Below are 25,737 nucleotides of genomic sequence, written 5' to 3'. Positions count from 1 at the left end.
TTAAGTTTATTTTGATGTGTTTTTGTCAAGTAATAAAAATGACTTTGATGTGTTTTTGTAAGGAAAGATAAATGAGAATATAGAAAAAATAAATATAATATTGCTGGAAATTACTAATTAATTAACCAAAATTTTTAGAAATATGAAATTTACAAAATTGCTTATTTTTTGTTTTTTATCTATTCTATTCTCAGTTTACGCACAAGCACAAGATGTTATTGTAAACGGAAAAGTTTATGACGAAAACGGACTTCCCATCCCAGGAGTATCCATTTTAATTAAAGGAACTACCCAAGCTACGGCTACGGATTTTGATGGAAATTATCAAATAAAGGCCACTTTAAAAGGGACTTTAGTATTTAGTTATTTAGGGTATAGTTCCGTTCAAGAACCTATTAACGGAAGAAATCGAATTGATGTTAAACTTAATTCTTCATCAGAATCCTTACAGGAAGTTGTTGTTGTAGGATATGGTACTCAAAAGAAAAGTGTTGTTACCGGTGCAATATCCAGTGTTAAAGCCAAAGATCTTGAGAAAGTTCCTAATGGACGTATTGAGCAAGCTTTACAAGGTAGAGTTTCAGGAGTTACCATAGCAGCGAGTTCTGGTCAGCCAGGTTCGTCATCTACAATTCGAATTAGAGGGGTGACTACTTTTGGTGAAGGTGGAAATGATCCTCTTTGGGTTGTTGATGGTGTTGTTGTTGATGCAGGTGGAATAGGATTTCTTAATCAATCTGATATTGAATCGATAGAGGTACTGAAAGATGCTGCTTCTGCTGCTATTTACGGAACGCGTGCTGCAACAGGAGTTATTTTGGTTACAACCAAAAAAGGAAAAACGGGAAAAATTACGGTAAATTATAATGGGTTTGCTGGTGTTTCATCACCGGAAAAAACCTTGCATTTGCTAAACGCAACGCAATATGGTGCTTTATTAAATGAAAAATCAGTTGCTGCCGGCGGACCTCTCGTCTTTCCTAATTTAGCTGCTTTGGGTGTTGGAACGGATTGGCAAAAAGCAATTTTTAATACCAACGCTTTTCGTTATTCCCATGAATTGAGTATTAGTGGTGGAAGCGATGTTTCTAATTTTTATGCTTCTTTTGGAATTCAAGATCAAGAAGGAATTGTTTCTACAGAAATTTCGAATTATACCAAAAAGAATTTTCGTTTGAACTCGACTCACAAAATATCTAAAGTATTTACTTTCGGACAGACTTTTGGATTTTCGAGACAAAAAACAATTGGTATCGGTAATACGAACAGTGAATTTGGTGGGCCATTAAGTTCTGCAATTAACCTGGATCCTACTACCCCAATTGTAGAAACAGATCCTGTTAAAGCAAATGCTGCTCCGTACAGTTCAAATCCTGTAATCCGTGATGCGAATGGAAATCCTTATGGAATTTCAAGCTTGGTGGGCCAGGAGATGACTAATCCTTTGGCGTATGCCAAAACAAGATTAGGAGGATATCGCATGTCTGATGATTTAGTTGGAAATGCGTATTTAGAAGCTGCAATAACGAAACATATCAAAGTGAGATCGACTCTTGGTGGAAAATTGTCGACCTGGGGTGAACAAGGTTTTACTCCTGTTTTTTACTTAAGTGCCACTTCAAATGTGCTTAAAAATAATTACAGTAAAAATGATAACAAAAGTTTTGCATGGAATATTGAAAATATTGTTACGTATGCTAATCAATTTGGGAACCATAATTTAACCGTATTGTTGGGACAAGGTTCTTATGTGGACAATATTGGAGGAGGAGCTGGATCTACCATGTTTGGATTGCCTATTACAGATTATCGTGATGCGTCTTTCAACTTTGATATACCACAATCAGACAGAAGCAGTTATACATTCGATTTAACCGAACATAAATTGACTTCTTTATTCTCACGTGTGAATTATGATTATAAAGAAAAGTATTTGTTTACAGGGATTATTCGTCGTGATGGTTCAAGTCGTTTTGGAGCCAATAATAAATTTGGTGTATTTCCATCGTTTAATTTAGGATGGGTACTTACCAAAGAAGATTTTTGGAAAGAAAATAATGTGCTTAATACTTTGAAAATAAGAGGTGGATATGGAGTTGTAGGAAATGATGCAATACCAAATTTTAGATATCTTTCACTTGTAGAAGGTGGTTACAATTATTCTTTTGGAAATACGGGTGCAATCACTACTGGTTATGCAAACCTAACTCTTGATAATCCTGATTTGAGATGGGAGGAAACTTCTCAAACAAATATTGGTTTTGAATCAAGATTCTTTAATGATTTGAATCTTACGGTAGATTTATACAAGAAAACAACCAATGGAATTTTACGTCCAATCAATATTCCAGGTTACGTTGGGGTAGCTTCAAATCCTACAGGAAACGTGGCAGATATGGATAATAAAGGTATTGAGGTTGAATTGGGTTACAGAAAGAAATTTGGAGACTTTAACTTCTCTGTTAATGGAAACGTTGCTTATTTAGAAAACAAAGTTACTTATGTAGCTACGGATTCAAATTATATTACGGGGGATGCTTCTTTTCAATCGATGGGGCCAGTGACCAGAACACAAGTTGGACAATCCTATAATTCATTCTACGGATTAAAAACTGCAGGAATTTTTCAAAATCAGGCTGAAATCGCTGCTTATACAAATATTTTAGGTGGTTTAATTCAGCCAAATGCACGTCCAGGAGATTTCCGTTGGGTTGATACCAATGGTAATGGTTCTATAGGTGATGATGACAAGCAGTTTTTAGGAAGTAATATTCCAAAATACACCTTTGGTTTAACCTTGAATTTAGATTATAAAAATTTCGATTTTATGGCTTTTGCCCAAGGAGCTGCAGGAAATAAAATTTTCCAAGGATTGCGTAGATTGGATGTTGGTAATGCTAACTATCAAACTATTGCATTAAGCAGATGGACTGGTGAAGGAACATCAAATGAGTATCCTAGACTTACAAATGATGATACGAATGGCAATTTTGGTAAAATGTCGGATTTCTATTTAGAAAAAGGAGATTATCTGAGATTAAAATTAGTTCAATTAGGGTATTCATTACCAAGTGATGTGATTAGTAAAATTGGAGCCAATAAAGTGCGCTTGTATTTAACCGCTGAAAATCTATTTACATTAACTAAATATACTGGATATGATCCTGAAATTGGTGGAGGTGTATTTGGAATAGACAAAGGAATCTATCCGCAAGCAAGAACATTTATGTTTGGAGCCAATTTACAATTTTAATAAAATCAAGAATTATGAAAACGATAAAATTTAAATATTTATTTATAGCAGTAGCAATGGCTTCCTTAGGTTCTTGTTCTGAGGAGTTTGTTAATGTTACACCAAAGGGTTCCTTTCTTTCGGATAATTATTATGCCAATGAAGGGCAGGCAACTTCAGCTCTTGTTGGAGTTTACGATCCAATCAGAAAAAATTCAGGCGGTTTTGAAAATATAATTTCCATGATGAACGCAGGTTCTGATGACTTCTATGCAGGTGGTGGTGGTTCTACAGATGGAGCAGGAATTCAAGGTTTTTCTACACATACACTTACTTCTACAAATGTACCTGGCAGCTTTTGGAATGATCATTATCAAGGGATTTTTAGAGCAAATACCTTGCTTTTAAAATTGCCGGATGTTGCTATGGCTGATAATCTAAAAGCCAGATTTACCGCTGAGTCGAAAGCGTTGCGAGCAATCTATTATTTTAATTTGGTTCGAATGTTTAAAAACGTACCATTATTATTGGATCCATTGACTGCGACTAATATGTATGAGGCAGAGCAAGCAGCTCCTGAAGCCGTTTACGCTCAAATAGAAAAAGATTTGTCAGAAGCAATAAATGGTTTGCCAACAACGGTTCCAGCTGCAACAGAATCTGGACGTCTTACAAAAGGTGCCGCTCAAGCAATGCTTGGGAAAGTATATTTGTATGAAGGTAAAAAAACGGAGGCTGCTGCAGTTTTGGCTCAAGTAAATGGTACACCGGGCACAACGAATCAATACGGTAATAAATTGTTGTCTAACTTTAATGATTTATGGGTTGTTGCCAATAAATTTAATACAGAGTCAATTATAGAAGTATCGCACACAAGCGCCGGTAATTCTGATTGGGGATTCTGGGGAAGTGGTAGAGACGAGGGGAATTCATTAAATGTTATGGTAGGCCCTAGAAGTTACTCAAGACCATCTGGTTCTACAGCTGCAGATTTGCCATCAGGATGGAGTTTCAATGTTATTACACAAGATTTATATGATGCCATTAAATTAGATCCAAGATTTGGTGCTACTGTATTTGATCTAAAAGCTTTAAAAGCGGCAGGTCAGGCAGATTATATTGGCGGCTATCAGGATACAGGATATTTCTTGAATAAATTCCTTCCAAGAAAAACTGATGTTCGTACCGGTGGTGGAGCAGCAGAGTTAAATTACAGACAGAATACATATGTAATTAGACTTGCCGATACGTATTTGATGGAAGCGGAAGCATTAGGTTCAGGAACAAGAGCACAAGCATTACTTGATGCCGTAAGAGCAAGAGTTGGTTTGCCATCCGTTCCGGTTACTCTTGCAGCCATCAAAAATGAAAGAAGAATGGAACTTGCAGGAGAAGGACATCGATTCTTTGATTTAGTGAGATGGGGTGATGCTGCGTCTAAATTATCAAGTAGAGGTTTCGTAGCAGGTAAAGATGAGATTTTTCCATTACCAACCAGGGAGCTTCAAGGAACTAAATTGAAACAAAATCCTGGGTATAATTAATAAAAGATACAATTATGAAAAAGATAAAATTTATTTTCAGCTTTGTAATGCTACTGGCTGTTACTATAAGTTGTACTGTTGAGGGAATTAATAATGACACCGCTCTTTTGGGTACTGATTCGTCAGCGAATGTCAATAAAATATTTGATATCAGTACGGATAATTCTGGAAAAGTTAAGATAACTCCAACAGCTGATGGAGCTACTTCGTTTCAAGTCGTTTATGGACAAGGTACAGGATCGCCAGCGACAGTTGCTCCAGGAGCAAGTACAACTCATGTTTATCCAGAAGGGAAATATACGGTAAAAATTATCGCCACTTCAGTTTCTGGTGCTAAAACAGAACAAACATTTCCATTAGATGTTGTTTATAGAGCTCCTGAAAGCTTAATTATTTCTACCTCTGGAGAAATGAGAGTGAAAGCTACAGCATTATACGCTAAATCATTTTTAGTCTATTATGGAGATGTAGCAAATGAAGTGGGTACGCCAATGGCTTTAGACCAAGAATTACCAGCTCATGTTTATCCAGCAACTGGAGGACCTTTTGTTTTAAAGGTAACAGCTCAAAGCGGAGGTGCTGCAACTATCCAAGGAACTAAAACATTGTTTGCATTCCCAATTGATTTTGAAAATGCAACAGTAAATTACTTTTTTGGAACTTTTGGTGACGTGACTTTTTCTAAAGTGGCAAATCCAAACGCTACAGGTTTAAATACCAGTGCAACGGTGGGTAAATATACCAAGCCAATTGGAGTTGCTTCATGGAGCGGAACGTATAGCCCATTAAATATTCCTGTTAATTTTTCTTATGGAAAAAAGATCAAAGTTTTGGCTTACAATCCTGATCCGGCAAATATTGGTAAAAAACTAAATGTTGAATTAGAATGGTCAGTTGGAGGAACTCCGGCAAATGGTGTTGCAGTAGTAAAAGCGCCATTTACTACATCTGGTGCTTGGGAAGAAATTGTATTTGATTACAGTGCTATTTCAGGAATACCAGCAGGGGCTAAATTTACGCAACTTGTTTTACGATACAATGATTCAGATTCAGGAATTGGGGAAGTTATTTATGTGGATAACATTAGATTAACAAATTAAAATAAAACTATGAAAACAAATATAAAATTCATTTTTGGAGTTTTCTTGGTGTTACTTCTAACATTAAGTAGTTGTACCCAAGAAGACTATACGTTAGGAGACTTAACAGCTCCGTCTAACATTGTTGTCAATACTCAAGTTGTGGGGCAAGACGCAACACATCCAAATGGTGATGGTTCAGGAAGTGTGAAAATTGTTATAACAGGTGACAATGCGCTTTCATATAAAATAGATTATGATGCCAGTACAGCAGTGGATTTAGTTAATTTACCAAATGGTACTGTTACTAAAAAATACACAGCTCTTGGGATAAATACCTATAGAATTACTGTTGTTGCTTATGGCAAAGGTGGATCTTCTACTAATGTTACTAAAGAGGTTACCGTAAGAAGTGATTTTAATGTTGATCCTGCAATCGTTACCGCCTTAACAAACAATGCGTCAAAAACGTGGGTTGTTGATAAAAGTGTAGCTGGTCAGCTTGGTGTTGGTCCATGGAATGTAGATTCTATCAATCCAGAATGGTGGGCTGCAGGAGTTAATGAAAAAGTAGCCACTGCAAATGGTTTTTACACAGCCACTTTTACTTTTGCTAAAATTGCCGGAACAGGAACGTATTCTTTACAAGTTGCTACTCCAGATGGGGCATTTACAAAAACAGGTTCCTTAACAACTCTTCCAGGTATTCCAGCATCAGGAGATGAAGGATGTTATCCTTATGGAGGAGGAACTTCTGCTTTTAGTTTTATACCAGCATCATCAGGAGCTCCTGCTGTTGCATCAAAACCTGCAAATTCCCCTTCTACTCAGACAAGTATTTTATTATCAGGGGTTAATACCTTTATAGGATATGGTGCTCTTCAGAAAGAATATGAGATTTTGGTGGCAACATCAACTTATCTGTATATTAGAGTACAAGGAACTGAAACGGGAAATGCTTGGTACTTAAAATTAAAACCGGCACTCTGATAAATTGAAATGGATGAAAGCTCAGAACTACATAGAATAGTTCTGAGCTTTATTTTAGCAATAGTTTTAAAAAAATAAAAAATGATGAAAAATAATATGTTGATTCAATTTTCAAAAAACAATAATTATCGATTTTCAAGGTGTTTGTTTTTCATCGCTTTAGCTAATTTTTTTATGTTGTTTTCTTGTAGTGGAAATAATGAAGGAGATGTAGCGGTAATAGCGCCTTCAAATCTTGCGATTTCGGCAACAGTAGTTGGGGCAAACGCACAAAATCCAAACGGGAATGGTAGTGGAACAGTGAATTTTAGTTTAAGCGCAACTAATGCAACTTCTTATAAAATTTTACTTGGTAATGGAGAAACTAAAGAGGTAACAAATGGGGATTTTACTTATACCTATACAACATCAGGGACAAATACTTATGTTATATATGTGTCTGCATACAATTCAGGACAGTTTGTTTCTTCTACACTTTCAGTAACAGTTTTCGCGGGATCTTCTTTAGTCTGGTCTGACGAATTTAATACTGATGGTCCACCCGATGCCTCCAAATGGACTTTTCAAATATGGGATCCAGGCAATGTTAACGACGAACTTCAATCGTATACCAACCGTTCAGAAAATACAATTGTGGAAGGTGGTGTTTTGAAAATAAAAGCCATAAGAGAAAAATATGGAAAAGGAGACTTCACTTCTGGAAGAATAGAATCCAATGGAAAATTTGATTTCACTTATGGAAAAATAGTAATCAGAGCAAAAGTGCCTACAGGAGTTGGGACGTGGCCTGCAGTTTGGATGCTGGGTAGTAATATTGGTAGTGTAGGATGGCCAAAATGTGGCGAGATAGATATTTTAGAGTCTGTTGGAAAAAATTTGAACCAGAATCACTCTTCTTTACACTCAGAGGGACGTTCTGGAGCTACCCCTGATACAGGTATTATAAAAGTGCCTAATAGCAATACAGAATTTCATATCTATACGGCAGATTGGACGGCTACTTCTATAAAGTTTTATGTTGATGATATTTTGTATTATACTTTTGCAAATTCAGATAAATTTCCATTCAACAAAAACTTTTTCTTAATTATAAATTTAGCAATGGGAGGTGTTTGGGGAGGTCCTGTAGATCCTAATTTTACTTCTTCAACTTTTGAGATAGATTATGTTAGAGTGTATAATTAATGGTGTTTTTGTTTAGTTAGGTCTTCATTAAGGGCTTCTATTTGTAAGTTGGATAGAAGCTTTAATGAAGAATATTAATTTAAAAATAAAGAAATGAATCAGTCAAAAAAAATAATCTATTCGGTATTTTTTCTTCTAATGAGTTTGTTTTCTCCAGCTCAAACATTAAAAGTAATGACGTACAACATTCGTTTGGATGTTGCGAGTGACGGAGAAAATGATTGGAACCATCGAAAAGATTATTTTACATCGCAGATTCAATTTTACGAACCAGATATTTTTGGAGTTCAAGAAGCAAGACCCAATCAGGTTATTGATATCGCAACGGCGCTATTGCAATATGATAATGTAGGTATTGGGAGAGAAGGAATTGGGAAAGGAGAATCTTCAAATATTTTTTATAAAAAGGAAAGATTTAGCGTTAAGGAAAGCAACACTTTTTGGCTTTCTGAAACACCAAATGAAATTTCTATGGGATGGGATGCCGCTTGCAACCGAGTTTGTACGTATGCGCTGTTCAAAGATTTGAAAACAAAACAGCTCTTTTGGGTTTTTAATACGCATCTGGACCATATTGGCGAAGCCGCAAGAACCAAAGGAATACAATTGATCCTTTCGAAAATAAAGGAACTCAATGCCAAAAAATATCCTGTAATTTTTATGGGCGATTTCAATTCAGAACCCAAAGAAGATAGAATAATTGCACTAAAAAAAGTAATGAATGATTGCAAAGAAGTTTCAGTAGAGAAGCCTTTTGGTCCTTCAGGAACATTTAATAATTTTATACATAACGAGCCAGTAACCAAATTGATAGACTATATTTTTATTTCTAAAAACAGTATTTTTAAAGTAAAAAAATATGCCGTTTTAAGCGATTCAAAAAATGTAAGATATCCTTCAGATCACTTGCCGGTTTATGTTGAAATAAACTTTAAATAGAAATATGAACACTATAAAATATACTATGAAAATTTTCATTTTACTAACCCTTTCATTACTGCTGTCAAAATGTTCTCCGGCAGGTGATACTGTTAATCCTACACCAACTCCAGTTCCGCCGGTAGCTGTAAATGAAGTTGACTTTTGGTTGACCAAGGGGAATCAAACTGTGAACCTTCAAAAGCAAACACCAGTTTTAGCATTTGGGACAGCCTATAATAATTATGCCGCTATTGAAGTTGATGATTCCCAAACATTTCAAAGTATTGATGGATTTGGATACACCTTGACGGGTGGAAGTGCCCAAGTCATTAACCAATTAAATGTCCAAAAAAGACAAGAGTTATTGCAAGAGTTATTTGGTGCCAATGACAATTCAATTGCTATAAGTTATTTAAGAATCAGTATTGGCGCCTCAGATATGAATGCAACGCCATTTACTTATGATGATTTGACAAGTGGACAAACAGATGTGAATTTGGATAACTTCAGTTTGGCTCCGGATAAAACGGATTTGATTCCAATGCTAAAAGAAATAGTGGCAATTAATCCAAAGATTAAAATAATGGCAACGCCATGGTCTCCTCCGGTATGGATGAAAGACAATGCTAATTTTGTTGGAGGAAGTTTGAAACCTCAGTATTATGGAGTTTATGCGCAGTATTTTGTGAAATATATCCAAAAAATGAAAGCCGAAGGAATTACGATTGATGCCATTACGCCACAAAATGAGCCGTTGCATCCCGGAAATAATCCTAGTATGTTGATGCTGGCTTTACAACAGGCTGATTTTATAAAAAATCATTTAGGTCCTGCTTTTCAGACAGCAAATTTGACAACTAAAATTGTAGTATATGACCATAATTGTAACAAACCAGAATATCCAATAGCAGTGTTAAGCGACGCTTCGGCTTATCCTTTTATTGACGGTTCTGCATTTCATTTGTATGAAGGAGATATAAGCGCTTTGTCGACGGTTCATACTGCTTTTCCCAATAAAAACTTATATTTTACGGAACAATACACGTCTTCTACCGGGAGCTTTGAAGGGGATTTGAAATGGCATGTAAAAAATGTAATTATCGGTTCTATGCGAAATTGGAGCAAAACAGCATTGGAATGGAACTTAGCCAATAATGCTTCTTTTGGACCTAATACTCCAGGAGGTTGTACAACCTGTAAAGGCGCAATAACGATAAACAGCAGTGATAATTTTACCAGAAATGTAGGGTATTATATTATTGCGCATGCTTCTAAATTTGTGCCTGCTGGTTCTGTTAGAATTGGAAGTAGTTTTAGTGGTAATTTAAATAATGTGGCTTTTAAAACTCCAAGTGGTAAAAAAGTTTTAATTGTTGAAAATGATGGAAATACCGCCGAAATTTTCAATATTAAATACAATGGAAATTGGGTTACAACTTCCCTAGACGCAGGTTCGGTAGGAACATATAGTTGGTAAAATAATATACATAAAATTTATAGAATGAAAAAAATAACTACAGTAGCACTTTTAATGGTGTCTTTTTTAGCTTTTGCTCAGCAAAAAAGTAAAATACAATCGAAGCATTTTTCAACAAATAACAAAACAGTTACTGTCTACACTACAGCAGACGGGACAGATTTAAGATTAACAAAAACAGATAATCTGCAATTCACGGACTTAAAACAACCTTTAGAAACTCAACTGTGTGTTTTTGTGAATCCAAGTAAAACCTTTCAGACATTTTTAGGTATTGGCGGAGCAATTACGGATGCTAGTGCTGAGGTTTTTGCAAAATTAACTAAAGAAAATCAGAAAGAATTCTTAGAAGCTTATTATGATAAAGAAAAAGGAATTGGATATTCAATAATAAGAACGAATATTCACAGTTGTGATTTTAGTTCAGGAAGTTATACTTATGTTGATGAAGGTGACGCAGCACTAAAGAGTTTCAATATTGAGCATGATAAAGAATTTAAAATTCCATTAATCAAAAAGGCAATTGCAGCAGCGGGAGGTAAGGCTACATTATATGTAACTCCATGGAGTCCGCCTGCTTTTATGAAGGACACTAAAAATATGTTGAGAGGCGGTAGATTATTACCTGAATTTTATCAATCTTGGGCTAATTATTACGTGAAATTTATTAATAGCTACCAAAAAGAAGGAATTCCAGTTTGGGGATTGACAATTCAAAATGAGCCAATGGCTAGACAAACATGGGAATCCTGTATTTACACGGCCGAAGAAGAACGTGATTTCCTGAAAAATTATTTGGGACCAACATTGAAAAAAGCGGGACTTGGTGATAAAAAAATTACGGTTTGGGATCACAACAGAGATTTATTGGCACAAAGGGCGAGTACAATTCTTGATGACCCGGAAGCTAATAAATATGTTTGGGGAATTGGTTTTCATTGGTATGAAAACTGGAGTGGCGGAGATTCAATGTTTGAAAATGTTGGAAAAGTGCACGAAATGTATCCTGACAAAAACTTAATGTTCACGGAAGGTTGTGTTGAGAAATTTGATTTTAAAAAATTACAACTTTGGGCAAATGGGGAACGATATGGAGAATCCATGATTCATGACTTTAATAACGGAACTGTAGGCTGGACAGATTGGAATATTCTTTTGGATGAAAATGGAGGACCAAATCATGTAGGTAATTTTTGCTTTTCTCCAATACATGGCAATACAAAAACAGGAGAATTAATCTATACGCCTTCCTATTATTTTATTGGTCATTTTTCTAAATTTATTGGGAAAAGTGCAAAAAGAATAAGTAGTGTTTCCAGTCAAAGCTATTTAATGACTACTTCATTTTTAAATCAGGATGGTAAAGCAATAACTGTTGTTATGAATAAAACCGATAAGAAGTTGAAGTATAATTTATGCATTGGAACAAAAACTACCGAAATTTATATACTACCTCATGCTATTCAAACATTAGTTTATTAAATGCCAAAAACGATTTGTTTTAAAATCTTCTTTATGAAAAAAATAGTTCTATTATTCCTTATTTCTTTATCAGTTTCCTCTTTCGGACAAGGGTTTTTACATAGAAATGGACAGAAAATTGTCGATGGAAATGGACAAAACGTTGTGTTGCGCGGTTTGGGATTAGGCGGATGGATGGTTCAGGAAGGATACATGCTCCAAACCGGTTCGTTTGCAGGTTCTCAACGTGCAATAAAACTGAAAATCACGGATTTAATTGGTGCCAAAAATACGGAGAAGTTTTATGATGCCTATAAAGCAAACGGAATTACAAAAAGAGATATAGATTCATTGGCGGCTTGGGGTTTCAACTCCATTCGATTGCCAATGCATTACAACTTGTATACATTGCCTATTGAAAAAGAAACAGTTTCAGGTCAGAATACGTGGTTGGAAGAAGGTTTTAAAATGACGGATGATTTATTGAAATGGTGTGCTGCCAATAAAATATATTTGATTTTAGATTTACATGCAACTCCAGGAGGTCAGGGAAAAGATGCTAATATATCCGATTATGATGATTCAAAACCATCACTTTGGGAAAGTACAGCAAATCAGGATAAAATGGTAGCACTTTGGGAAAAGTTAGCGTTGCGGTACAAAGACAATCCTTGGATTGGAGCTTATGATATTATAAATGAACCCAATTGGAATTTCACGGGAACGAATCAAAATGGATGTGATGAAAAGTCTAACGCTCCTCTAAGGGCGTTACAACTCAGAATCACAAAAACCATAAGAGAAGTCGATACCAATCATTTAATTTTTATAGAAGGAAATTGCTGGGGAAATAATTACAACGGGATGTTTCCGCTTTGGGACGATAATATGGCGTTGAGTTTTCACAAATACTGGAATGATAATGATGCGGCTTCCATACAAAACATGTTGAATTTTAGAACCCAATATAATGTCCCAATCTGGTTGGGTGAAAGTGGTGAAAACTCTAATGTATGGTTTAAGGAAGCAATCGCTTTAATGGAATCGAATACTATTGGCTGGGCTTTTTGGCCAATGAAAAAAATTGAAAATTTAGCGGGAGTTACTTCGGTTACAAAAACACCTGAATACGAGCAATTATTACAATATTGGGCAACCGGCGAAAAAAAGCCAACAGTGGCTTTTGCAAAAAAAGCATTAATGCAAATTGCAGAAAACTACAAAATGAAAAAACTGACTATCAGATACGATGTAATCGATGCGATGTTCAGACAAGTGCAAACAACTGATACTAAAAAATACAAAAACCATCCGTTGCCAGGGAAAATATTCGCGACTGAATATGATTTAGGACAAAATGGATTTGCCTATTTTGATAAAGATGTCGCCAATTATGACGGGACTAAATTTACCAAATGGAATAAAGGTGGTGCCATGAGAAATGATGGTGTAGACATTGAATCGTGTACGGATAAAAATACGAATGGTTTTCATGTTGCGTTTATTGAAAATGGCGAATGGTTGCAATACACGGTTGAGGTAAAAGCCAAAACCACTTTTGATGTTGCTATTCGGTATTCAAGTGAGGTAGCCGGAGGGAAGCTTTTTCTTAAAGATGAAAACGGACCAATTTCTGAAACCATTACTGTCCCGTCTTCTGGAGGAAAAAATAATTGGCAAACAATAACTTTGAAAAATGTGGTTTTAAAACAAGGAACGAATAAAATCAGAGTCTATTTCGAAAAAGGAAATTTCAATTTGAACTTTTTAGAATTCAAAAAGCCAAGCGAGTAAAAAAAATAAAATGCCATTTCTTAATCTTTGGATTATGGAATAAATGAATTTGATTATAAAAAATAATACAGCACTTAGAATGAAAAAAATAGTAACAACAGTACTTTTATTGACCTGCTTTATTGCGTTTTCGCAACAAAAAACGATTGACCAAAAAGTGAATGATTTGCTAAAGCGAATGACTCTTGAAGAGAAAATAGGACAACTTAATCAATATACTGGTGACAATGCTGCTACTGGACCCATTACCATAAATCCGAATAAACAATCCGAAATTAAAACAGGTTTAATCGGTTCTATGTTGAATGTTTTGGGAACGCAACACACGAGACAATATCAAGAATTAGCGATGCAATCGAGATTGAAAATCCCGTTGTTATTTGGCCAAGATGTTATTCATGGATATAAAACTACTTTCCCAATTCCTTTGGCGGAAGCCGCAAGTTGGGATTTAGATGCGATGGAACTTTCGGCAAGAATTGCTGCAACCGAAGCGGCTGCAAGCGGAATCCATTGGACATTTGCGCCAATGGTGGATATTGCGCGCGATCCACGCTGGGGACGTGTAATGGAAGGTGCCGGAGAAGATACCTATTTGGGTTCGAGAATTGCTTATGCGAGAGTAAAAGGTTTTCAAGGAAAATTGGGAGATGTCAATTCTGTAATGGCTTGCGTGAAACATTTCGCTGCTTATGGAGCTGCAATTGGCGGAAGAGATTATAACTCGGTTGATATGAGTGAAAGAATGCTTTGGGAAACGTATTTGCCGCCTTTCAAAGCCGCTTTGGATGCGGGTGCCGCAACCTTTATGAATTCGTTCAATGACCTTAACGGAATTCCGGCAACAGGAAATAAATATTTGCAAAGAGACATCTTGAAAGCGAAATGGAATTTTCAGGGTTTTGTAGTCTCTGATTGGGGTTCAATAGGGGAAATGATCAATCACGGATATGTAAAAGACAGTAAAGAAGCCGCATTAGCTGCTATAACTGCAGGAAGTGATATGGACATGGAAAGCAATGCGTACCGGTATAATTTGGCACAATTAGTACAGGAGAAAAAGGTTCCAATTGCGTTAATTGATGATGCAGTGAAAAGAATTTTACGCAAGAAATTTGAATTGGGATTATTCGAAGATCCTTATAAATATTCCAATCCGGAAAGAGAACAAGCAGCTTTAAATAATCCGGAACATAGAAAAGCAGCAAGAGAAGTTGCAGCAAAAAGTATCGTATTGTTGAAGAATGAGAAAAATATTTTACCGATTTCAAAACAAACAAAAACAATTGCATTTATTGGTCCTTTGGTTAAAGAACGCAAGCAAAACATGGGTTTTTGGTCCGTAGAATTGCCAGAAGTGGATTATGATAAACACGTTATTTCACAATGGGAAGGTTTGCAAAATAAGGTTGGGAATACAGCTAAGTTGCTTTATGCCAAAGGTTGTGAAATTGAAGGGGATAATAAAGATGGTTTTGCCGAAGCAATCGCTATAGCGAATCAAGCTGATGTAGTGGTTTTGAGTATTGGAGAAAGAAGAGATATGAGTGGTGAAGCTAAAAGCCGCAGCAATCTTCGTTTACCAGGCGTTCAGGAGGATTTGATAAAAGCGATTCAAGCTACTGGGAAACCGGTTGTGGTTTTAATCAACGCAGGAAGACCGCTTATTTTTAATTGGACCGCTGACAATGTTCCTGCAATCTTGTATACCTGGTGGTTGGGAAGCGAAGCAGGAAATGCCATTGCCGATGTTTTGTTTGGCGATTACAATCCTTCGGGGAAATTACCGATGTCTTTTCCAAGAGAAGAAGGGCAGATTCCCATCTATTACAATCATTTTAATACTGGAAGACCAGCTAAAAACGAAACAGAATCCAATTATGTTTCGGCATATACCGACTTAAAAAACAGTCCTAGATTTCCTTTTGGATAGGGTTTGAGTTATACCACTTTTGAATATTCGAATTTGAAATTGTCTAAAAACAAAATTAAAAATACTGAAAATATAGCCGTGTCATTAAGTGTAACCAATTCAGGAAAAGTGGCAGGAGAAGAAGTACTTCAGTTGTACATAAAAGACAAAGTAGGGTCAGTGGTGCGACCAATTATTGAATTGAAAGATTTTCAAAAGATAAAACTGAATGCTGGGGAAACGAAAACGGTGAAATTTACTATTGACAAAGAAAAATTGTCTTTTTATAATGCAGATTTACAATGGAGTGTTGAGCCGGGAGATTTTGATTTAATGATTGGATCGTCTTCTGCGGATATTCGTTTGAAAGACACTTTTGAAGTAGTGAAATAATAATTATTAGGAAAAGGAATGTTTAATTTAGAAAGTTCTTTTTGAAAAGAAATAAGAATGAAAAAAAGGGAATGTAGTTTGTAAAACCCTTGCCCTAGTTGAGAAAACTGATGACTTGAATCTATTTATTTATTTTAAAGCCTGTGCTACTTGTGTTAATATATGGAAATACCTTTTATATTTTAATAAAGCTAAAGGCTTTATAACTGAAAATTAATATATTTGGTGCGGTATTTTTTAATTTATTTATATGTGCCAGGATGTTGAAATTGACATAAATAAAAATAAAAAAGTATTGACTCTAAATCAATTCTCCTAATCGAACTTGTAGTTATAGTATTAAATAGGGAAATAAATTTGATAAAGAGGGAGTTTAAAAAAGAGGTTTGTCTTACGATACAACCTCTTTTAAATTCTGTTTCAATACTTTTTTAACAACAATTAATTAACAATTTTTGTAAATGCTTTATTAATTTTGGTTTACAGTTTTTAACATTGCACCAAGATTTTCTTCTGTAAATTTTCCTCCTGATAACAAAAGAAATTTATTTATTGGCATTTCTGCAAGCATCGCTTCTGAAAATTTAGTTGCTTTTTTCTCGTCTTCATTCCATGCTGTTTTTCCCGAATACAAAGAAGCTTTTTCTTTAAATGTCATTTTTGAAACTAAGATTTTAGCTTTTTTCTGTAATTTACACTTTGGGCATGTGATTTGAGCTGAAAGCGAAACCCCAATTAATTGTAAAATTATTTTTTCATAATCTTTAATTTGGTTGTTTTTTGGTGATTATTTATTGCTTTAAAATTAGTGTGTTATTTTGACGCAATGTACATATTTTTTTGATTCGCAATGCATTTCGTATAATTTTTTTGTTTTTTTATAAATTTTTATGAGAATATGTTTTATTATTGAATAGGTTTGTTTCCTTTGTTCAAATCATTTTCTTTTAAGCCTAAAGTAATTGGGGATGAATTTTGAAAATTGGATATTCATTTATTTCCTTGAAAAAATAGAGTAAATTGCAAGGAAATAATTTTAGTAACTTATCTTAAATACAAGTATAGAAATCGGATGTTAAAAAACGTTTTAGATAATAAGGAAGACTATCAGCCAAGTTTATCAATAGATTGTGTGATTTTCGGATTTCAGGATAATCAGCTTAAAGTGTTATTGATAAAAACAAAACACAGCCATGAATGGGCTTTGCCTGGCGGTTTTGTGCCTGTTGATGAAGATATCGATGATGCAGCGGTTAGCGTGTTGTATGGCAGAACAGGGTTAAAGGGAATTTTCCTGAGACAATTTGCTACATTTGGAGCCGTTAAAAGAAATAGCATTGATTTTAGTAATAGAGTTTTAAACTTTTACGGAATACCTTTGGAAGAAGGGAAATGGTATACGAATCGTTTTGTAACAGTTGGCTACTATGCTTTAGTCGATTTTTTACAAGCAGTTCCTCAACCGGAGGGTAAAAATGAAATTGTGGAGTGGATTGACCATAATGCAGTACCAGATTTGATTTTAGATCACAAGGAAATTTTAGACAAAGCATTAGAAACTCTGCGCATGGAGTTGAATCTAATGCCCGTAGGATATAATTTACTCCCTGAAAAATTTACTATTCCTCAACTACAAAAATTATATGAAACCATATTAGGTAGAAAGCTCGACCGCAGAAATTTTCTTCGCAAAATAACGGCTATCGGAATACTGATAAAACTTGATGAGAAGAAAAGTAATGTGGCCCATAAAGCACCTAATTTATATAGTTTTGATAAAGAAAAATACGAAGAAGTGGTAAAGAACGGCTTGACTCAGGGTTGGTAATTTTTTTATTCCAGGATTAATTCGCGAACTGATTTTTTAAAAATAATAAGATAAAGGCTGTCCAAAGTAGGGCGGCCTTTATGCTTCAAAATAATAATGCACAATCGGTCATTATTTTTCGTAATAATTATCTTCTTAAGGGAAATTTTTTTCAGTATTCATTTTTTTATTATATTTAAAATCGTTTTATCTTTTAGGTAGGACTACCTGTTATTTTAGAATTAATAATAATGAACATGTAAAAAATTATAAAAAATGCAGCAGGCTGAAAAGTTATCAAAATTGAATTTTTTCTTGGAAGATGTAAAAATCAATGACAAGAATTTCCATTTAAGATTGGGAGCAAATTTTCCAATTATTAGTGACATATATCAAAAATTATATGCTTATAGTCCCCAAAAAGAGCAAGCATTTGAATTGTTGATGCAGTCTTTAGTCAAGAATTTTGAAGAGCGTTCTGCTGTACAAAAGAAACGTGATTTGTCACGTGTTGCTAATCCAAACTGGTATTCCAGCGAGAAAATTGTTGGAATGATGTTGTATGTAGATCTCTTTGATACTGATTTCAATGGATTGAAAGAGAAAATTCCTTACCTCAGGGATTTGGGAATTAATACAGTGCATCTGATGCCTTTTTTGGATGTGCCGGAATTTGAAAATGATGGCGGTTATGCAGTCCGAAATTATCGCGAAGTCAATCCTAAATTTGGAACCATGAAGGATTTTGAAACTTTGGTAAAAGAGTTTCAAAAAAACGACATGAATTTGATTATGGATTTTGTACTGAATCATTGTGCAGACCAGCATCAATGGGCTGATGAGGCTCGTAACGGTAATCCTAAATACAAAGATTTTTTCTATTTTTTTCCAGACCGGAATTTGCCGAATGCGTATGAACAGACAATGATTGAAATTTTTCCGGATACTTCGCCTGGAAATTTCACTTACTTACCCGAGAGCGATCAATGGGTGATGACTTTGTTTTATGGGTATCAATGGGATTTGAATTATAAGAATCCAATGGTTTTGGTCGAAATGATAGACACGATGTTATTTTGGTCCAATAAAGGAATAGATATTTTTCGGTTCGATGCAGTGGCTTTCATGTGGAAGGAAATAGGAAAGTTTAATCAAAACCTGCCAGAAGTTCATCTTTTATTACAACTCTTTAAATTGTGTGGTCAAATTGTAGCTCCGGGTGTGGGCTATATTGCTGAAGCGATTGTCGCTCCTGAAGAAATTATAAAATATTTTGGCGAAGGATTGGCTCAAGGTGATGAATGCGACATTGCTTATAATGCTAATTTTATGGCGTTGAGTTGGGAAGCTTTGGCTACAGGAAACACTGATTTGCTAAAAAAATCGATGAATGCGGTTCCTAAGAAACCAAGAAATACAACATGGATAAATTATGCCCGTTGTCATGATGACATCGGATTGGGATTTGATGACAAATTGGTTACTGAACTTGGATTGGATAGTTTGCAACATCGTTTGTATATTTTAAAGCATTATTGTGATGGTTTTAATGGCAGTTTTGCACTTGGAGAACGCTTTATGATAGAGCATGAAACGGGTAATGCCCGTATTTCAGGATCAATGGCGGCATTATGCGGTTTTGAAAAAGCACTGAAAGAAAATAATGAAAATGAAATTCAATTAGCGATAAAACGAATCAATTTACAGCATGCCGTTATTTTGTCTTTAGGTGGTTTACCAATGATTTATAGCGGAGATGAGGTTGCGTTGCTAAACAATTATGATTACTTAAATGATGAAAGTAAAAAGTATGATAACCGTTGGTTGCACCGTTCTAAAATGAATTGGAGTTTGGTCGAAAACATAAAAGATGCTCCATCAGCACAAGCTCAGGTCTATAAAAAATTAAAACAGTTAATTGAAATCAGGAAACAAACCCCTGCTTTTGCCGATACTAATGACTTAGAGTATATTGATTATGAAAATACACATTTGTTAGTGTATAAAAAAACAGCTAATAAAGATGTCGTTTATGTTATTGCAAATTTCTCTGGATTTGATACTTTTTTCGAACGCAGTTTATTTGCCAATCGGAACGGAAATAAATTATTCGATTTACTGACGGAAAGCGAAGTGGAGATTCATGAAAAAAACTTTATAAGTGCTTATGATGTATTATGGCTTAGAGAGTAATAAGCAGTTTAGAAAAAAAATACTAGCTTTTATGAAAATTAATTAAAGATTTAGAATTCATAAATTAATTATTTATGAATTACAATAAAACCTTGGCTCTAGTAAAATTTGAATGGGAAAAATAATTTTGGGCAAGAGTTGAAGCATTGAACTGGGGTTGAGCTAGGAGTAAATTCTAAAAGTGTCGTAAAAGGAAGTTTAAAAACTCCGTTAGAAATAATGAAGTTTTTTTATTCCTCTACGATTCGATTGGAAATTGATTTTAGGATAACATAGGTGGTTTTGGTTAAATAGTTCATTATTTAAAATAAAAAAGGAATAATTAACAAGTGCTGATTTTAACTTAAAGCAGCTATTTTGTTATTTAATTGCAATATTCTCAGAAAATAGTTACTATTTTTTTGGGACTCAAAAAAAATCTAAATATATTGATGCTTAGTGTATAGAAAAAATTATATTTGTCAATTAAACAATTAATGTTTTTAAAATACAAATGAATCAAAAACAAGTGCGCAGAATATTTTTAGTTTTTTTCATAATAGGAATGCTGTTTTCAGCTAACGCTGCCGAAATTTGGGTTTCTGTACAGGGGAGTGACACTAACATAGGAACAAAATCAAGTCCTTTGGCCACCGTACAAATGGCACTTAGAAAAGCCAGAGAAATGCGTCGCTTGAACGATCCTTTAATAAAAGGCGGTATTCATATTATTGTAATGAACGGCACTTATTCTTTACTGGAACCTCTATTCGTAAGACCCGAAGATTCAGGAACGGTAGAAAGTCCCACTACTATTGAAGCCGATGTTAATGCAAAACCCATACTAAGCGGTGGTTTGCAAATAAAAAACTGGAAAAAATCTACAACTTCCATAAATGGATTAAAAACAGGAATGATTTGGGTAGCCGATGCGCCTGAAAAAGCTGGAGAAATCATCAACTATCGACAGTTATGGGTGAACGGTAAAAAAGCTGTAAGAGCCAAAAGTACTGCCGGAAATCAAATGGACCGCATTTTATCCTGGGATGCAGCATCGCAAACCTGTTGGATTCCTTTTAAAAATAAATCCGTTAAGTTCGAACCGGGAATGGAAATGTTTATCGTGCAATGGTGGGCTATCGCCAATCTGCGTATAAAAAATATCGAAGTAAAAAAAGACAGCGCCAGACTTTCGTTTGAACAACCGGAAAGTAAAATTCAAAGCGAGCATCCGTGGCCAGCACCGTGGATTTCGAAAAATAACGGGAATTCGGCATTTTATTTAAATAATGGAATTTCGATGTTAAACGAACCTGGAGAATGGTTTTTGGACAAGAAAAAAGCTAAAATCTATTATATTCCAAGAGCAGGCGAAGATATGAATTCGGCTACGGTGACGGCTCCTGTTTTAGAAAATTTAGTAAAAATTGAAGGTACTTTGGATACTCCTGTGCATCATTTTAATTTCAATGGAATTTCGTTTCAGTACAGCAATTGGCTTCGTCCTTCACAGCAAGGACATGTTCCGTTGCAGGCAGGAATGTATCTGCTGGATGCCTACAAATTAAAAACACCAGGAACTCCTAATCAGGCGAGTTTAGAAAATCAGGGTTGGGTTGGCCGACCAAGAGCAGCCGTTGAGGTAAATTATGCCAACAATACCCAATTCGAAAGCTGTAGTTTTGAGCATTTATCTTCCACGGGATTGGATTTGCATAAAGGAACGAATCATAATATTGTCAAAGGAAATCTATTTAAAGACATTGGCGGAAATGGAATTAATCTGGGCGTTTTCTCCGAAGAACCTTTCGAGGCGCATTTGCCTTACACCGTAAAAGACGAAAGAGTGGTTTGTTCGGATGAGTTGATTGCAGATAATCTGATTACCAACGTAGCCAACGAAGATTGGGGATGTTTAGGAATTGCAGCTGGTTTTATTAAGAATCTCACCATCGAACACAACGAAATTTCGGATGTTGCTTACAGTGGAATCTCAATGGGCTGGGGTTGGACGCATACAGAAAACGTGATGCGAAACAATAAAATTCTAGCCAACAAAATTCATCATTATGCCAAACATTTGCACGATGTGGCTGGGATTTACACGCTTTCATCACAACCAGATAGCAGGATTGAAGAGAATTATATCGACAAAGTTTACAATAGTCCGTATGCACACGATCCGTTTTTGTGGTTGTATTTGTATACCGATGAAGGAAGCCAACATTTTACCATAAAAAACAACTGGATTCCGATTCAAAAAATATTGAAAAACAATAACGGTCCTGCAGGGAATATTTGGCAGGATAATTATGCTTTTGTAAATCCTAAAATCAAGGAAAATGCAGGTATTCGAGCGCCATATAGCAATTTAGCTAAAGAAGTCGTAATTGATGAAGCTTGGGGCTTGCAGGAAATGCCAAAATCGGTTGCAATTGAAATAATCGGGAAGGATTTGGATCTCGAAAAAATCAAATCGACCATAAAAGGATTCCGAATTGTAGGCGAAGAATTGTATCAATGGGAAAATCATTTGGTGATTTATGGAAAAATGAATCAGCCGGAAAGAACTAAAAGAAAATTGGCTTTGGCTTTTCCAGCTTTGGAAATTAAAATCTACGAAAACCCAGTTTATGATTTTCAGAATTTCGAAAGATGTAAGGATTCAAAACCGACATCCGAATGGGAGAATATTGTTTTGACCGCGAATTTAGTTGAAGATGTCAAAATGCAAAAAGAATACGTTGATTATCACACAACCCAATTCGAAAAGTGGCCAGAAATCGCCAAAGGTTTCTGCAATGCCGATTTTCAGCAATTGCAGGTTTTCAAAAATGGAAGACAATTGATGCTAGTTATCAGTATTCCAAAAGGCGAAAATCTGGATAAATTGAATCCAAAAACAACAGAAAACAATCCACGTGTTGACGATTGGAACGCATTAATGAAAAAATATCAAACCGGAATTGAAGGGACAAAACCCGGAGAAACTTGGATGTTTTTGAAAAAGTTGTAGAAAAGAAAAGATAAAAAAGAAAGTATATGCCAATACTTAATATATTTCAATCCAGTTTCGGCTCCCTCTCTTTGGAGAGGGCTGGGGTGAGGAAAAACTAAACCAAAATTGATGTTAAAAATAGCTATTCTCGGTCTCGGAGAGGGACGCAGCACGATGTCGGCAGCTTTGAAAAGTTCCAAATTAGAGTTGGTAAAAATATGTGATAGAAATGAGGAATTGTGCAAGAAAAGAGCGCAGGAATTCGATTTTCATTCTTATACAACAAATTATGATGATTTATTAAAGGATAGCGCAATCGATATCATCGCTATTTATACGCCGGATCATTTGCACGCCCAGCATGTAAAACAAGCTTTGTTGCACGGAAAACACGTTGTTTGTACCAAGCCTTTCATTGATGATCTTTCGGACGCCAAAGAATTATTGGAACTGAGCGAAAAAACAGGAAAAAAGGTTTTTATAGGTCAAAGTTCCCGATTTTTTGAACCGGCGAAAAGACAAAGAGCCGATTTTGAAGCGGGCTTAATAGGTGATTTAATTACCATTGAGGCGCATTACCACGCAGATCACCGTTGGTTTTTGGAAAAAGACTGGTCGTTACTACAATCCTTCAAATGGCTTTATGGCGGATTAAGCCATCCAGTTGATTTTATCAGATGGTATTTGCCGAATATCGAAGAAGTAATGGGATACGGAATGATTAGCAGCAACGGAAAAGTTGCAGGTCTAAAAAATGAAGATACGATGCACTTTATTTTCAAGGCAACCGACGGAAGAATTGCCCGTGTGAGCGGTGTTTACACTTCTCCAACACAACCTGCGCAAAGAGACAGTGGAATGAGTACCATTTTGAGAGCAACAGAAGGTGCAAGTCAGGCGGATTATCACGAACTTCGTTATTCGGCCACAACAAAAGATGGGGAGCAAAAAATAGTTACTTGGGGCGATGATACTTTAAAACATTATTTCCGTTTTGAGGGGCAAAGTCATCATGCTGGTGAATACCAAAATTATCTGGAATATTTTGTAGATAGTATTGAACAAGATTTCGAGGCTTATCCAAACATGGAAGAAGGTATTGGAACAGTTGCTTTATTGCAAGCTATGGATAAATCTTTACAAACCGGAATGCCAGTTAAAATTGCTGCTGTTCTAAACGAATACGGACTATGAACAGTATCTACGATAAGTTAACTACCCTAGATTTTATAATTGTTGCTATTTATTTAGTGACTTTATTGGTCATTGGTTATATGGTAAGTGTGAAACAAAGTAAGAAAAACGAAACGCTTTTTCTTGCTGGGAATTCCCTTAATTGGTATAACATCGGATTTAATATGTGGGGGACTAATGTTGGTCCTTCTTCCTTGTTGGCTTTTGCGAGTATCGGTTATGCCACAGGAATTGTAGCAGGAAATTTCGAATGGTATGCTTTTGTGTTTTTATTGCTGTTAGCAATGGTTTTTGCGCCGCGTTATATTGCCAGCAAGGTGAGCACGATGCCCGAATATATGGGAAAACGCTATGGCGACAGTACACAAACCATTTTGGCTTGGTATGCGATGGTGAAAATTTTGGTGAGTTGGTTGTCCTTGGGATTATTTAGCGGAGGTATTTTAGTACGCCAGATTTTAGGAATACCAATGTGGCAAAGTGTGACTGTTTTAGTGATTTTTTCAGGGATTTTTACTTTTGCCGGAGGTTTGAAAGCCATTGCAAAAGTGAACGTGTTCCAAATGATTTTATTAATTGTGGTGTCGCTAACGCTTTCGTATCTAGGATTGCAAAAAGTTGGAGGTATTGAAGCTTTGATTGCTAAAACACCTGCCAATTTTTGGAATTTAGTGCAACCGGCAAACGATGCGCATTATCCTTGGCCCGCCATATTATTAGGTTATCCGGTTGCTGCAGTGGCATTCTTTTGTACGGATCAATCGATGGTGCAAAGTGTTTTGGGTGCCAAAAATTTAGAACAGGGACAGTTGGGAGTTAACTTTATCGGTTGGTTAAAAGTAATGGCGTTGCCTTTATTTATTTTGCCGGGGATTCTTTGTTCTGTTTTATATCCAGAATTAGGTAAAAATTCCGATTTGGCTTATATGACGATGGTTACCAATTTATTTCCTAGCGGAATGAATGGTCTGGTAATTTGTGTGATGATTGCCGTTCTGGTGGGAACAATTGGTTCTTCACTTAATGCGTTGAGTACGGTTTTTACCAATGATATTTACGTAAAGAAAATTAATCCTGCGGCTACTATTAAAGAACAAATAAAAATTGGTCGTATCACAATTGCTGCCGGATGCGTGTTTGCTATTCTTATTGCGATTGCTATTGACAATATAAAAGGTCAAAATTTATTCAACATTTTTCAGGCGGTTTTAGGATTTCTTGCTCCATCTTTGTCTGTAGTGTTTTTGTTAAGCATCTTTTGGAAACGCACTACTAAGAAAGCTGTAAACGCCACTTTATCTTGGGGTTCTGCCTTTAGTTTATTTGTTGGAGTATTATATTTATGGATTTTTCCTGCCGATGTTTATAAAGCTTGGCCTCACTTCTTGTTGATTTCGTTCTATATTTTTGTTACGCTATTGGTAGCGGCTATTATCATTTCATTAACCGATAAAAACCCAGAAACTAATTTTGTCAGCGAAACAGATATTCCTAAAACCAGCAAACGAGTGAAAATATTATTTGCTTTATTGGGACTAACTATTTTGAGTTTATACCTCATTTTTAATTTTAATTAAT

15 protein-coding genes and 1 pseudogene are annotated in these 25,737 nt (G+C 35.5%); 15 read left to right on the top strand and 1 reads right to left on the bottom strand.

What is annotated here, in order from left to right; all coding sequences use genetic code 11:
* Nucleotides 1–142: 142 nt before the first annotated feature.
* The 10 genes and pseudogenes from ACM55K_RS15590 (at nucleotide 143) to ACM55K_RS15545 (ending at nucleotide 15,988) form a co-directional block, all read left to right on the top strand.
* Complete coding sequence (locus tag ACM55K_RS15590) at nucleotides 143–3,253, top strand: SusC/RagA family TonB-linked outer membrane protein (RefSeq protein WP_416851195.1); 3,111 nt, start codon at nucleotides 143–145, stop codon at nucleotides 3,251–3,253.
* A 14-nt stretch (nucleotides 3,254–3,267) separates the two neighbouring features.
* Nucleotides 3,268–4,776: a RagB/SusD family nutrient uptake outer membrane protein gene (locus ACM55K_RS15585; RefSeq protein ID WP_416851194.1), complete on the top strand. Its 1,509-nt coding sequence runs from the start codon at nucleotides 3,268–3,270 to the stop codon at nucleotides 4,774–4,776.
* Nucleotides 4,777–4,790: 14 nt separating this feature from the next.
* Nucleotides 4,791–5,876: a hypothetical protein gene (locus ACM55K_RS15580; RefSeq protein ID WP_416851193.1), complete on the top strand. Its 1,086-nt coding sequence runs from the start codon at nucleotides 4,791–4,793 to the stop codon at nucleotides 5,874–5,876.
* A 9-nt stretch (nucleotides 5,877–5,885) separates the two neighbouring features.
* Nucleotides 5,886–6,845 (top strand): hypothetical protein, encoded by a 960-nt coding sequence (locus tag ACM55K_RS15575; RefSeq protein WP_416851192.1) that lies wholly within the window; start codon nucleotides 5,886–5,888, stop codon nucleotides 6,843–6,845.
* Nucleotides 6,846–6,926: 81 nt separating this feature from the next.
* Complete coding sequence (locus ACM55K_RS15570) at nucleotides 6,927–8,030, top strand: family 16 glycosylhydrolase (RefSeq protein ID WP_416851191.1); 1,104 nt, start codon at nucleotides 6,927–6,929, stop codon at nucleotides 8,028–8,030.
* A 93-nt stretch (nucleotides 8,031–8,123) separates the two neighbouring features.
* Nucleotides 8,124–8,969 carry an endonuclease/exonuclease/phosphatase family protein gene (locus tag ACM55K_RS15565; protein WP_416851190.1) on the top strand — a complete coding sequence of 282 codons (846 nt, stop codon included), beginning with the start codon at nucleotides 8,124–8,126 and terminating at the stop codon, nucleotides 8,967–8,969.
* A 25-nt stretch (nucleotides 8,970–8,994) separates the two neighbouring features.
* A complete protein-coding gene (locus tag ACM55K_RS15560; RefSeq protein WP_416851189.1) occupies nucleotides 8,995–10,428 on the top strand; it encodes a glycoside hydrolase family 30 protein in 1,434 nt (477 codons plus the stop codon).
* Nucleotides 10,429–10,452: 24 nt separating this feature from the next.
* Nucleotides 10,453–11,910 carry a glycoside hydrolase family 30 protein gene (locus tag ACM55K_RS15555; RefSeq protein WP_416851188.1) on the top strand — a complete coding sequence of 486 codons (1,458 nt, stop codon included), beginning with the start codon at nucleotides 10,453–10,455 and terminating at the stop codon, nucleotides 11,908–11,910.
* Nucleotides 11,911–11,943: 33 nt separating this feature from the next.
* On the top strand, nucleotides 11,944–13,683 hold the full coding sequence (locus ACM55K_RS15550; RefSeq protein WP_416851187.1) for a cellulase family glycosylhydrolase: 1,740 nt from the start codon (nucleotides 11,944–11,946) through the stop codon (nucleotides 13,681–13,683).
* 79 nt (nucleotides 13,684–13,762) lie between these two features.
* A pseudogene (locus tag ACM55K_RS15545) lies at nucleotides 13,763–15,988 on the top strand (glycoside hydrolase family 3 N-terminal domain-containing protein).
* A 469-nt stretch (nucleotides 15,989–16,457) separates the two neighbouring features.
* Here the strand turns inward: ACM55K_RS15545 and ACM55K_RS15540 are convergent.
* Nucleotides 16,458–16,646 (bottom strand): hypothetical protein, encoded by a 189-nt coding sequence (locus ACM55K_RS15540; protein ID WP_416851186.1) that lies wholly within the window; start codon nucleotides 16,644–16,646, stop codon nucleotides 16,458–16,460.
* A 414-nt stretch (nucleotides 16,647–17,060) separates the two neighbouring features.
* On the opposite strand from ACM55K_RS15540, the gene ACM55K_RS15535 reads away from it, so the two are divergent.
* The 5 genes from ACM55K_RS15535 (at nucleotide 17,061) to ACM55K_RS15515 (ending at nucleotide 25,736) form a co-directional block, all read left to right on the top strand.
* Complete coding sequence (locus tag ACM55K_RS15535; protein ID WP_416851185.1) at nucleotides 17,061–17,816, top strand: NUDIX hydrolase; 756 nt, start codon at nucleotides 17,061–17,063, stop codon at nucleotides 17,814–17,816.
* A 255-nt stretch (nucleotides 17,817–18,071) separates the two neighbouring features.
* A complete protein-coding gene (locus ACM55K_RS15530; protein WP_416851184.1) occupies nucleotides 18,072–19,988 on the top strand; it encodes an amylosucrase in 1,917 nt (638 codons plus the stop codon).
* A gap of 493 nt (nucleotides 19,989–20,481) precedes the next feature.
* Complete coding sequence (locus ACM55K_RS15525; RefSeq protein ID WP_416851183.1) at nucleotides 20,482–22,983, top strand: L-rhamnose mutarotase; 2,502 nt, start codon at nucleotides 20,482–20,484, stop codon at nucleotides 22,981–22,983.
* A gap of 111 nt (nucleotides 22,984–23,094) precedes the next feature.
* Nucleotides 23,095–24,159, top strand: a complete 1,065-nt coding sequence (locus ACM55K_RS15520) for a Gfo/Idh/MocA family protein (protein ID WP_416851182.1) — start codon at nucleotides 23,095–23,097, stop codon at nucleotides 24,157–24,159.
* Nucleotides 24,156–25,736 (top strand): sodium:solute symporter, encoded by a 1,581-nt coding sequence (locus ACM55K_RS15515; RefSeq protein WP_416851181.1) that lies wholly within the window; start codon nucleotides 24,156–24,158, stop codon nucleotides 25,734–25,736. The genes ACM55K_RS15520 and ACM55K_RS15515 overlap by 4 nt, the downstream gene beginning before the upstream one ends.
* Nucleotide 25,737: the final 1 nt, after the last annotated feature.

Origin of the sequence: Flavobacterium arabinosi, from assembly GCF_048158725.1 — a bacterium.
GTDB lineage: Bacteria > Bacteroidota > Bacteroidia > Flavobacteriales > Flavobacteriaceae > Flavobacterium > Flavobacterium arabinosi.
Note: the sequence above shows the minus strand (reverse complement) of the source record. Positions and strands in the feature narration are given on the sequence as shown.